Here is an 11,781-nt window from a genome sequence, read left to right on the forward strand (position 1 = left end):
ACCTAAACATGAAATAGGAAACATTCACTTTCACCCTCCAACCTCTCACTTATCCTATCTTTCCCAATGAAACTTTTAAAATCAGTCCGTTTAAATCGGTTAAACTCCAAATGCAGGTTAATTTAATAAAAGTTTGTTATTATCCACTGGTTTTATGTGTTTCGGCTCTGGAATTACGGGATTTAGGTTTGATAAATTAAGGGAGGAAAGAAAAGAGACGAAGCCGCTTTCCTTTCCTCCCCCTTCCCAACCGCCAAGAGCAGGAGACCTAGCCTGCCGAGGCCAAATTATTGCTAAGGGCAACATTCCGAATAATCAGTAGCTTCCAATCAGGATTTCTGTTTGGAAGAGGCGCTAACCTGTTTGGATTCTGCCATGACTTTTACAGCCTGGTTCATTTTTACAAAGTTTTCCCGGGTCTGCTCTCCGATTTTTTTGAGAATCATACTGCTTAGGATGCCGGAAAAATTCTCACCATGGACCAGCTTTACCTGTTCGGGCCCGAGGGGTTCAATTTTGAAGTAATGGTGACCATCAAACAATCCTTTGACCCAAAGTCTACCCATCCAATCAAAATAGTGTAAGGGTTCTACTTTTAGGATTTTAGGTTTAAAGGTGATCGTTCCTTCTCCGTTTTTCATGGTGTTGACCACAATGTTTCCCGGAGCCACCTTTCCGGAACTTTTCACAATAAAAGGGTTCCAATTTTGGTATTGTTCCAGATCGGTCAATAAGTCCCAAACTTTCTCTTTTGAGGCATTGATGATGATTTCGGTTTTGATTTTCATGATTTCTAGTTGTTTGAATCAAAATTAAATCCAAAGCCCCAAAGGGTTCATTAACAAAAGATAATAAGTGCTGGCAGACCCTACTTTTTTTCCATCAGTCTTTTTCTGATCCGGCTAAGACTGACCGGGGTGATGCCCAAAAAAGAAGCGATGTAATGCTGGGGTACCCGCTGAAGCAGGTCTCTGTTGTGGCGTTCAAATTTCTGGTATCGTTCTTCGGGACTGTCCAGAATAAAGGACGAAAGGATCCTCTGGGCATTGATAAACCGCTGTTCGGCCATTTTTCGGGTGAAAATATGCATGGAAGGCATTTTTTTATAAAGCTCGTCCAAGTCATTGTTGCTGATGACCAGAAGCTCACAATCCTCCAGACATTCCAAAGTCTGTTGACTTGGGGTTCCGGTAAGAAAACTGTCATAACTGCTGGAAAAGAGATTTTCTCTGAAAATATACCCCGTGATTTCTTCCACGTCCTTGGTGTAATAAAGCCGGATCAGTCCCTGATTGATAAAATAAATTTCAGTGGCAACCTGTCCTTCTTCCACCAACTTGAATTTTTTGGGAACCTGTCGGAACACGAAGGCTTCTTCCAACAAGGCCTTTTCTTTCTGGGAAGGCTGTAAAAACTGGGCTATGGATTGGTGGAGCTGTTGGTACATCTTGAGTAATCAAGATACAAATAAAAAGCAAATGGACTGAGGGGGAGAAAGAATAAGGTAAAAAAATAGGGCTTCCTCCTTGAAGCCCTTGGTGCATTTAGGAAATGGTAATGGTTCTGGCAGGTTTTCTTTTGGCCTCTTCTTTTTTGGGAATCAACAGGCTTAGAATTCCATCCTTGTATGTGGCTTGGATTTTATCCGCCTCCACGGTATTGGGTAGGTAAAATGAGCGCTTAAAAGATTGGAAGCTGAATTCCCTTCTTTGGTAGGCGGCATTTTCATCTTGGTTTTCATGGCTGAACTCAGATTGTATGGTCAATACATCGTGGTCAAGTTCTACCTGAAAATCTTCTTTTTTCATACCCGGGGCAGCCATTTCCACCCTAAATTCCTCGTTGGTTTCCACAATATTGACTTTTGGCAGGGAGCTTCCCTCACTGGACCAGTTGTTCCACCCAAAGAGATCTCTCGGCATCCATTCATCAAACAAAGCGTTGGAAGGTAAGAATCCGTTTCTTTTCATGATCGTTGTCATAGCTTTTAAATTTTAATAGTGAAACATGTTAACATTGCTGTCAATGACCTTGCAGGGCAAGTCTATCAAATTTATCATTCCAGAGATTCGAATCGCGATCCGGTAACATCCGAGCAAGTAAAATGCCAATGGGTTCAAATGAAATTTTGACAGTTTTGGGACTGAAAAAATGTCTTTGCGTCCCATTTTTTCTGTCATTTTTTAGGATGATTTCAATGGATTTGCGATTTGGGATTTACGATTTACTGATCTCTTAAAAATGACCGCACAATTGCGTCATGTTGAGCCTGCCGAAACATCTCTTAGAGAATACGGAGACCTTTCGCTCCGAAATAACGAAGACACCCTCCTTTGGCGGGCAGGCTTTGCTCCGCTCAGAGTGACGGAAAAGTAAAGGGTCGTATTGCTTATAAATGGCCGCACAATTGCGTCATGTTGAGCCTGCCGAAACATCTCTCCGGGAATACGGAGACCTTTCGCTCCGAAATAACGAAGACACCCTCCTTTGGCGGGCAGGCTTTGCTCCGCTCAGAGTGACGGAAAAGTAAAGGGTCGTATTGCTTATAAATGGCCGCACAATTGCGTCATGTTGAGCCTGCCGAAACATCTCTCCGGGAATACGGAGACCTTTCGCTCCGAAATAACGAAGACACCCTCCTTTGGCGGGCAGGCTTTGCTCCGCTCAGAGTGACGGTAAAGTAAAGGGTCGTTTTGCTTATAAATGACCGCACAATTGCGTCATGTTGAGCCTGCCGAAACATCTCTCCGGGAATACGGAGACCTTTCGCTCCGAAATAACGAAGACACCCTCCATTGGCGGGCAGGCTTCACTCCGCTCAGAGTGACGTTAAAGGAAGGGTCGTATTGCTTATAAATGACCGCACAATTGCGTCATGTTGAGCCTGCCGAAACATCTCTCCGGGAATACGGAGACCTTTCGCTCCGAAATAACGAAGACACCCTCCTTTGGCAGGCAGGCTTTGCTCCGCTCAGAGTGACGTTAAAGGAAGGGTCGTATTGCTTATAAATGACCGCACAATTGCGTCATGTTGAGCCTGCCGAAACATCTCTCCGAGAATACGGAGACCTTTCGCTCCGAACAAAGTGACGGAAAAATATTTCGACGTAGGCATATTTCAGCAGTTAAGCTTATTTAGTTAAAAACGATTCCACACTCACTAAAAACCTCATTTACAAACAAAAAACCCGAAAACAGAAGTCTCCGGGTTTTTCCACTTTTTCCGAACCACAATAAACTATATTTTTCTAGGCCTGAATAATGGCGTTTCTTAAGCCCTCGCTATTTAAAATGGCCCCAAATTCCTCTATGATGGACATGGGCACCTCATTTTCCAAAGCGCCTTCTACTACCGCTTCTATAAAAAGGTCATAATCCTCAGCCGTAATCAAACCGGTCATACGGGAATTTATGTCCGGATTATGTGCATCTGCCATATTGAGGCCATCATACTGTATATTTACCGAACCGATATTGGCAGCCAGGAAATCACTGAAGGAAGCCACCAAAGTGGTAAAGCCTGAGGTATTGCCTGCACCAACTTCGTTCAACAATACCGTGAAATAAGGTTGCAAATCATCGTATTTTCCACCCTCATTGGTTGCAATGACCAAAACGGTACTTGTTACCACACTTCTCAAGGGCAAATACCCAGCTTCTACCAAGTTGCCCTCACTGTCAGGATCATCAACCAATCCTGATCCTCCCAGGCGGGTGTACAAACTCAAGGCCGTATTGTTATCCCGCTGTACGATCGGGTTTCTGACGGATTCCAAAAGATCAGCAACAGGACCCAGAATTTCGTTGTCTGTGATACCTGCTTCTGCTGCACCTGCCACTACGGCTTGAACAAAAAGATCATAATCCGCATTGTTGATCAGACCATTCATTCTACCGTTTCTGACAGGATCATGGGCAGCAGCCATGTCAAGTCCTTCGTAGGTGAAATTTTTGGCCCCAGTGGCCTCTGCCAGGAAATCGGTAAAATCACTGACCAACATGGTAAATCCAGAGGTGACCCCTCTACCTACTTCGTTCAGTAAAACACTAAAATAGGGTTGCAAGTCGTCATAAGTCCCGCCATCATTTTCTGCAATTTCCAACACCGTATTGGTGACTACTGTTCTGAGGTTAAGGTAACCCTGCTCGATCATTTGATTGGGATTATTGGGGTCAGTGACCATGGTTTCGCCTCCCAGTTGAGTGGCATAAAAGGATTCATCCATTTCTGGAGGCATCATCCCCGGACTGTCGTCGGAATTACAGGCTGAGAAACTGAACACAGCGCCAATCAGCAACAAACAGCACAATCGATTTAGATTTTTCATTTTTGTAAAGATTTAAGTTTGAAGTAAATTATAATTTGGTAAAAAGTTTTTCGAAGAAACTGCCGAGTTTGTAGGTCATGGAATTTTTATCTATTGCAGGACAGCTTGCGGCCAATTCCTCTTGGGAAGGTTGATAAAGTGAGCTGTTTAAGGTAAAGGCTTTGTTGGTTTCATCGACCAATTCCTGAGGAGCCCAGACATTGCGGTCATACAAACAAATGATATGGCCTGAGCGCACATTGATGCGGGTATCTTTCACCCCCTCTTTTCCCAAAATAAATTGTTTGATTTCAATGGCCTCCAGAGAATCCAACTCCTGGTTTAGCATGATTTTGCTCATGGCAAAGGCGGGTCCCTGATTTCTTTTTTCACTGGTCACCTGGTAGATGTGGATGGCCAACACCATTACTAAAGCCATAAAAACCCCGATAACGCCTATAATAAGTTTTTTGATCATGATTGTTTTTTTTAATACACATCTGATATACGAAATGGCTGGAGATATTGGATTTCAGGGATTTTGAATAAAGACAGAAAAATATCCTAGCCAAACAGGTGCTTGTGGTAGGAAAAAAAAATTTCTATTTGATTCTCATAGAAAGAGGATCGAGTTTACCCGACTTTTCAGAAGCTTACCTGCAGATTTACCCCGACCTAAACAAATACAGAAAGCATTCAGTCTTAATAGTTATGTTAAATTTTTTATTGGTATATTTATAAAAAAATAAATCATTATGCGAACAATTGCTTATCAAAACCTCAATATAGAGGCACCTTTCCTGTTTAGAAATGGGAAAGATGGTGTAGACAAAGGCACAACCAGAAAAACCCCGGGAACAGGAGAAGGGGCGAGGCCACCCAGGGAAGATGAATATCCTGATGATGATGAGGAAGAAAATAAGGAAGTAGATAATCAGGAAAAAAGCAGAAACAAAGAAAGGGCAAGACAAGAAAGAAAAAAGAAAGACTAAAAACTGTTCATTCAATGTATTTTCTCTATTTCCTTAGTCAAATCGCTTTTCAAAAGTGTTTTTGACCTTAGAACCTGACCCTTTAGAAATTGAGGGGCAGAAAAATTCTCCCGTCATGGGTGAAGGATGGTCTGATGTTAAATACACGTAAGCCGTAGCCATGATTTGGTTGTTGTCGGACGCATTGCCGGGTTGTTCAATGGAGTCACTATCATGTTCAAAAGGAGAGGAAAATGAAAAATGTTGCCAATTTTGTCCTACGCCGTAAACCCGAATGCCTTTGTTTTCCAGTAACTTGGCCTGTGAATGGGTAAATGCGACCAAGCAACCTTGGAATCCCGCATAGTCCAATAACCTAGCAGGCAAATGAGGTGGATCAATAGAACAGGAGTGGATGATAGTGGCCCCCTCTTTTAGGTGTGGTAAGGCAGCCCTGGTCAAGAAATATTGCGTGTTGAGGGCCTGTCCAAAGTTTACATTTTTTGAAGAATCAGGTTGTCCACTGAGACTCATTGCGGCACCATTTTGAAATACATGGTTGGTAATGATGTCAATTTTCCCATGCTCCTGAAGGGTGAAATCCACCATTTTTTCGCAGTCTGATGGAAGATTAAGGTTACCTTGAAACAGTTTTGGTTTCAATCCTGATATTTTTTGGGCAATTTCTTGCGTTTCTAAGGCCTTTTCATGATCATGGCTGAAAGCAATCACCAACTTTATTCCTTCTTTTGCAAGTGCCAAAACAATTGATCGTCCAACCATACTCTCACCCGGCGCAACCATTGCCACTTTTTCATTTGGTTTATTTCCTAAGTCTTTCCTTTTGATGGAACCGCTTATCCTTTTGGTTGTTTTTTGGATATTTTCTGTGAAAATCATTTTGGTAAGGTTTAGTTGGTTGGTTAACCTGCATTTCAACAGAAATCCTAGGCTAGTATGATAAAATTTAAATCTGAAGAATAGCGCAACAAGCACTAAGGATAGGTCAGATTTAAATCAGGTTGGCTTTTGACTTGTTTCAATCACCAAAATTGATTGGAAGCAAAGAATGTTTTATCCTTTATGGTTTTGGTTTAATCGAGGAAACCGTACTTCCTACCAATATTTATTTACTAAGGCTCAATGGATTAAATTCGGATCAAAAGAAGAAATGTTAATACTTTAAACTGTCAAAGGTATTGTGATTTTTATATATTAAATTATACAATAAATATAAATATTTGCAAAATTATTATAAGGCAATCCAAGATTTAACAACTATCCGAAGTAAAATCTAGCCGGACAAACGCAAAGACTTAGGTAAAAGTATTTAAAATTAAAGTTATAAAAAATATACTAAATATTATAAAAAATATTTTTTGAGTATTTTTATTACAAAAAATAACTACTAAATTGCAGATGTAAATTTTAATTCTAACACTATAAAAAACAAACCCATGAAAACTAGAGATCATGATTCAATTGTGTCAGCCTCCACCATTGAGGGAAACACAGTAAGAACGCTAGCAGATGAAAAAATAGGTTCCATCAAAGATGTGATGTTGGATGCTGAGTCCGGAAAGGTCGCATATGTTGTCCTGTCTGTAGACACAGGATTTCTTAATTTAAGTAGCAAATATTTTGCTATTCCCTGGTCTGCTTTTTCTTTCCATACTGAGATCGACGACGTATTCATCCTAGATGTCGATAGGGAAAGATTGGAAAACTCGCCTGGATTTGATAAGGACAATTGGCCTTCTGGTCCCCAAAGAGATTTTGTCAATGAGGTAAATACCTATTATGGCATTGAGGAAGATTTCGGAATCAGTGAAAGAGAAAGTTCAGGAATGCATAGAAGTCAAAGTTCCGATATGGACAGAGGCCATCGAAAAGACCTCCTATAAGACCAAGTAAAAATTCTCATATGCTTCAATTTTGAATTTCCCCAAGGAAGGTTTCCTTGGGGAATTTTTTTTAAACTCTTGCCCAATTTTAGGTACCGTACCATTCATAAGAAAATCCATCTCTACATTATGTGTGGCGGAAATTCTGGTATGCCTAAGGGTTGTTTAAATTTCTGTTCCTTGAAAACGGGACTTTTTATGAAAATGTAATAGCTTTGAAACTAGCATCTCAGGAATTTAAGTCGGCTCAATACAGATATGGATTCTGAAAATTTTAAATTTTGGCAAAAGTGGCTTACCTGGGCCAATGTACTCACCTTAACAGTAGGCTTATTGGTGGCCTTTGCCGGTAATTCGCTGATTTTTGGGTTGCACAATTCCTTTTCACAAGAAGTGTTTTTTGATGGAGAGCCTTTTACGGAACAAACTTTAAAATTTAAAAACTGGCTTTTTGGTATCATAGGTGGTACCATTGTAGGTTTTCATGTATTGATGATCTTTATTTCCGAAAATGCCTTTAAAAATAAAGAAAAATGGGCCTATTGGGCGATGTGGTTGGGTTTGTGTTCTTGGTTTTTGATCGATAGTCTGCTCTCTATCTACCATGGTGCCCTTTACAATGTCCTAATGATCAACCTGGTTGCTCTTTTTTTGATTGGTTTGCCGTTGACATTTACTTTCAAGGCATTTCATAAAGAAAAACAGTAAAACCATTTTCAGGTCTAGCTTGTTGAATACCTGCAATCGCAGTTTAAAATTTTGTAAATGTCTTCTGGAAACAAAAAAGAATGCCCTTCCTGTGCCATGATGGTGTCCAAATCGGAATCCTTTTGTCCGATATGCAACTATCATTTCCCAAAGCAAAACCCATTGTATCCATGGATTGCCATCGTTTTAGCGGTGTTTCTATTGTTGATGATGATGCTTTGAAGGTGTGTCGCACAGCGCAATACATGAGTTTTTTTCTCGCATATGCACAGAGAGGAAAGGTTTCTGAGGTTGATTTTTTCACGTAAACCTGCCTTTGCCGGCCAGGGAAGGGCGCAGGTACACAAAGGTTTTAAAAAACTGTGTTGAAATAAAAACCGAAAAATTGAATTGGGAAGAACAACATATCTTAGGGCGCCTAGGCATGCAAATTACTTTCTCGCAAATAGCCATTCAAACAAAAAAAAAAGAGGAGAATAAATCTCCTCTTCTCTTGAATGTATTTTACCTTATTCTAAATCAGGCAACAATACCCCTTCGATTACATGAACCACACCATTTTCTATAGCAACATCTGCAGCCACTACGTTATAAGTGTTTCCGGCAAAATCTGTTACAGTAACCTCGCTACCAGTTCTTGTAACGGTCAGTTCTTCCCCTGCTAAAGTAGGTACCATCTGAGATCCTTCGGCCAAATCAAAGGAAAAGGCAACAGCAGGAACCACATGGAATTGCAATACTTTAGTCACAGCATCAGCTCCCAAAGTTGCTATCAATTCTTCCAATGAACCAAGTTCCAAGGCTGTCAATAAATCGGCAAAGGCCTCATCTGTAGGTCCAAAAACCGTAATCGCTTCAGCGCCTAAAAGTGCTTCCCCAAGTCCAGCGGCGGTCACTGCATCCAATAATAAATTCAATTCAGCAGCGGTGGCTGCCTCCACCAAGTCTGGCAGGGTAAGCTCTGGCAGCAAAACGCCATCTATGACATGCACCACTCCGTTTTCTATGGCAACATCCGCTGTGACCACATTATAAGTATTACCAGCAGCATCAGTAACAGTGACCCCTTCAGCAGAACTATTGACAGTGATTTCCTGGCCACTTAGAGTAGGAAAAGTATTGGTTGATTCCAAATCAGCAGCAAAAGCAACCGCAGGAACCACGTGAAACCCTAAGACTGTTTCCAAATTATTGATTCCTCCAATCCGTGCAACCAATTGATCAAGATTGGCTGCATTGAATTCTTCCAAGGCAGCTTCAAATGCTTCATTGGTAGGGGCGAACACAGTTATGGCTTCGGCTCCGAGTAACTCGTCAGCCAGTCCGTCTACCGCTGTCACGGCAGCCAAAAGGGTAGTCAGGCCAGCATTGGTCGCTGCAGTGACCAAATCAGGGTCCGGGATGACCAATTCAGGTATCAATACCCTGTTGATGACATGAACAACACCATTATCTATGGCCACATCAGCTGTAACTACGTTTGCGGTATTGCCGAGTGCATCCGTGACAGTCACATTTCCTCCTGAAACATTTACATCGATGGTTTGTCCAGATAGCGTGGTGAAGGTGTTGGCAGGGTTGAGGTCAGCAGCAAAGGCTACTGCAGGAACCACGTGAAAACCAAGGACGGTTTCTAAATTTTCCACACCGCCAATCGCGGCAACCAACTCATCTAAGTTGCCAGCATTAAAAGTTGCCAATGCATTAACAAAGGCTTCATTGGTAGGTGCAAAGACAGTAATCGCATCCGCCCCCAATAGTTCTTGGGCAAGTCCTGGAACAGCCTGAACCGCCGCGACCAATGTCGTCAATCCGGCATCATTGGCCGCTTGAATCAAGGTCGGATCCGAGGGATCTGGTGTCACGGTTGGGGTGTCATCATCACTACATGACAGCAAAACGATAAATGCGGCGCAAAATAACAACGCCTTGTAAATTCTTTCCATAATTATATTTAATTAGTTTAGTTCAATTTGTAAACTCTCAAAAAATCATTTTATCTTCCAATTTTATACGAGAAGATGATTTTAACTGGTAAAGGGAATTTTGGGGATATAGATGGTTTGAAATTTTCCGAGTAGTTGCCAATCATCTCAATAACTTATCTTTTGATCGGTGTTTTCCAGAATAGAACTAATATTTTTTGATTAAATGATAATAATTTGATAAAAACCAAATTATCGATTTCCAGGATGTTGGGAGTAATTTTGATTAAATCACCGAATGAAATGGAAACCGCTGACAAGGACGCTGCTTTGCTAAAAAGGATTCAAAAGGGAGATTTGAGTGCTTTTGATCAATTGTATGAAGGCTATTGGGAATTGATGTATGCCTCAGCTTATGCTAGGCTTAAAACGACGGATCTAGCACAAGATGCCGTACAAGATGTGTTTGTAGATCTTTGGAGAAGAAGAAAAACTTTGAAAGTGAAAGGCGAGGTCAAGGTTTACCTGTTGACGGCTGTCAAATATGCCGTGTTTAAATCGCTCGATAGAATGAACATGGAATCAGTAGAGCTAAAAGAATCCCATTTTAAGGAGGAAATGGATACTATTTTGGATTTCGAAGAAATTTATCATCAAATTGAAATTGCCTTATCCAAATTACCCGAAAACACACAGTTGATTTTTAAAATGGTGAAAATTGAAGGCTTAACAGCAGAGGAAGTGGCTTTAAATATGGACATTGCCCCTCAATCTGTTCATAATTCAGTGCATAAAACCATGAAAATCCTCCGCAAAGAACTGAGGGATCATGCGGAGGTTTTGTTGGTTATTTTTTGCATTTAAAACGCATAGAAACCTAAAGATTAAGCAAAGGTTAATCCCGGACATTTTTTATTAACGGTTTGATAATCTCAAGAAAGAGTAAGTTAAGGCACTTTCCGATACTTACTCTTGATGAAGAGAGACAACAAAACCCAGCCTTCCCAGATCTCCCTGATAAGTGATTTGCTGAGAGGAAAAAGTATTTCAGATGATGAAATAAGAAATCTGAATGATTGGTATGATGCTGAGCACAAGCCCAAAATTGAGGTATACCATGAACTGACCAAACCCGAGATTGGTGCCTTGATGCAAAAAAAAATACACCAGCAAATAGCAAAGGAAAGGGATACGCAAAGCAGAAGGAATTTCTATCTCGCTGCCGCCGTGCTAATACCGCTGATCGTTTTTGGATTTTTATTTTATATCCTTCCACCTTTCCAGAAACACCAAAACAATACGACAAATCAGGCTTGGGTAACTGTACAGTCTTTGCCCGGGGAAAGAAAGACGTTGGATTTACCGGATGGTTCCAAAGTAACCCTTAACAGTAATTCCGCAATTACCTATGCGGAAAATTTTTTAGACAACAGGGCAGTCCAGTTGGATGGGGAAGGCTTTTTTGAAGTAGTCCCACAGAAGGGACAACCATTTACGGTCAGTTCGGGAGATTTAGAGACCAAAGTGCTCGGAACTTCCTTTAATGTTTCATCCCTCAGAGATGCAGAAGGCACAATTGCCGTGAAAACCGGCAAGGTCAGTGTAAAATCAATGAAAACCGGCACAAAAGTAATCCTTCAAAAGGGCCAATTGGTCAACCAACTATCAGGTGATTTATATGCTCGGGAGATCACCGCTGAAGAAAGCATCTTTGATTGGGTCGATGGCAATTTGGTCATGGTCAACCTTGAATTGAATCAAGTTGTGGAAAAATTGTCGGATTGGTATGGGATAGAAATACAAAGTGCCAAAGTCTTACCGCCTTGTCGAATTACCGGTACCTACAAAAACTTAAAAATAGAAGAAGTCCTTGAAATCATTAATTATTCAATCAACCTCAAATATAGCTGGCATGGAAAAAAACTGATCATTGAAGAAGCAAACTGCTAACTAAAACCTGCAAAGG

At 41.0% G+C, this 11,781-nt stretch carries 12 protein-coding genes; 5 read left to right on the forward strand and 7 right to left on the reverse strand.

Translation table 11 applies throughout. The features are described 5' to 3' along the window. Positions 1–329 precede the first annotated feature (329 nt). The 5 genes from H1A14_RS20280 to H1A14_RS20300 form a co-directional block, all read right to left on the reverse strand. Complete coding sequence (locus H1A14_RS20280; protein ID WP_194778128.1) at positions 330–788, reverse strand: SRPBCC domain-containing protein; 459 nt, start codon at positions 786–788, stop codon at positions 330–332. A gap of 80 nt (positions 789–868) precedes the next feature. Beyond that, positions 869–1,447, reverse strand: a complete 579-nt coding sequence (locus H1A14_RS20285) for a Crp/Fnr family transcriptional regulator (RefSeq protein ID WP_194778129.1) — start codon at positions 1,445–1,447, stop codon at positions 869–871. A 97-nt stretch (positions 1,448–1,544) separates the two neighbouring features. Further along, a complete protein-coding gene (locus H1A14_RS20290; RefSeq protein WP_194778130.1) occupies positions 1,545–1,982 on the reverse strand; it encodes an Hsp20/alpha crystallin family protein in 438 nt (145 codons plus the stop codon). Between the two features lie 1,266 nt (positions 1,983–3,248). Next, positions 3,249–4,328, reverse strand: a complete 1,080-nt coding sequence (locus H1A14_RS20295; RefSeq protein WP_194778131.1) for a globin family protein — start codon at positions 4,326–4,328, stop codon at positions 3,249–3,251. Between the two features lie 28 nt (positions 4,329–4,356). After that, on the reverse strand, positions 4,357–4,785 hold the full coding sequence (locus H1A14_RS20300; protein ID WP_194778132.1) for a heavy-metal-associated domain-containing protein: 429 nt from the start codon (positions 4,783–4,785) through the stop codon (positions 4,357–4,359). Positions 4,786–5,062: 277 nt separating this feature from the next. Between H1A14_RS20300 and H1A14_RS20305 the strand changes: the two genes are divergently transcribed. After that, complete coding sequence (locus tag H1A14_RS20305) at positions 5,063–5,299, forward strand: hypothetical protein (protein ID WP_194778133.1); 237 nt, start codon at positions 5,063–5,065, stop codon at positions 5,297–5,299. A 33-nt stretch (positions 5,300–5,332) separates the two neighbouring features. On the opposite strand, the gene H1A14_RS20310 is transcribed toward H1A14_RS20305, so the two are convergent. Then, positions 5,333–6,178 carry an SDR family oxidoreductase gene (locus H1A14_RS20310; RefSeq protein WP_194778134.1) on the reverse strand — a complete coding sequence of 282 codons (846 nt, stop codon included), beginning with the start codon at positions 6,176–6,178 and terminating at the stop codon, positions 5,333–5,335. Between the two features lie 557 nt (positions 6,179–6,735). On the opposite strand from H1A14_RS20310, the gene H1A14_RS20315 reads away from it, so the two are divergent. Continuing rightward, a complete protein-coding gene (locus H1A14_RS20315; protein WP_194778135.1) occupies positions 6,736–7,182 on the forward strand; it encodes a PRC-barrel domain-containing protein in 447 nt (148 codons plus the stop codon). Between the two features lie 258 nt (positions 7,183–7,440). After that, entirely contained in the window at positions 7,441–7,890 is a 450-nt protein-coding gene (locus H1A14_RS20320; protein WP_194778136.1) for a hypothetical protein, read from the forward strand. Positions 7,891–8,399: 509 nt separating this feature from the next. Here H1A14_RS20320 and H1A14_RS20325 read toward each other — a convergent pair. Continuing rightward, complete coding sequence (locus H1A14_RS20325; protein ID WP_194778137.1) at positions 8,400–9,836, reverse strand: fasciclin domain-containing protein; 1,437 nt, start codon at positions 9,834–9,836, stop codon at positions 8,400–8,402. 282 nt (positions 9,837–10,118) lie between these two features. Here H1A14_RS20325 and H1A14_RS20330 point away from each other — a divergent pair, with 282 nt between their 5' ends. Together H1A14_RS20330 and H1A14_RS20335 are read left to right on the forward strand one after the other, a co-directional pair. Further along, positions 10,119–10,679 carry an RNA polymerase sigma factor gene (locus H1A14_RS20330; protein WP_194778138.1) on the forward strand — a complete coding sequence of 187 codons (561 nt, stop codon included), beginning with the start codon at positions 10,119–10,121 and terminating at the stop codon, positions 10,677–10,679. 111 nt (positions 10,680–10,790) lie between these two features. Next, the gene (locus H1A14_RS20335; protein ID WP_194778139.1) at positions 10,791–11,765 is read left to right on the forward strand and encodes a FecR family protein; all 975 of its coding nucleotides are present in this window, start codon (positions 10,791–10,793) and stop codon (positions 11,763–11,765) included. Positions 11,766–11,781 lie beyond the last annotated feature (16 nt).

It is taken from the genome of Pararhodonellum marinum (genome assembly GCF_015354735.1).
Classification (GTDB): domain Bacteria; phylum Bacteroidota; class Bacteroidia; order Cytophagales; family Cyclobacteriaceae; genus Pararhodonellum; species Pararhodonellum marinum.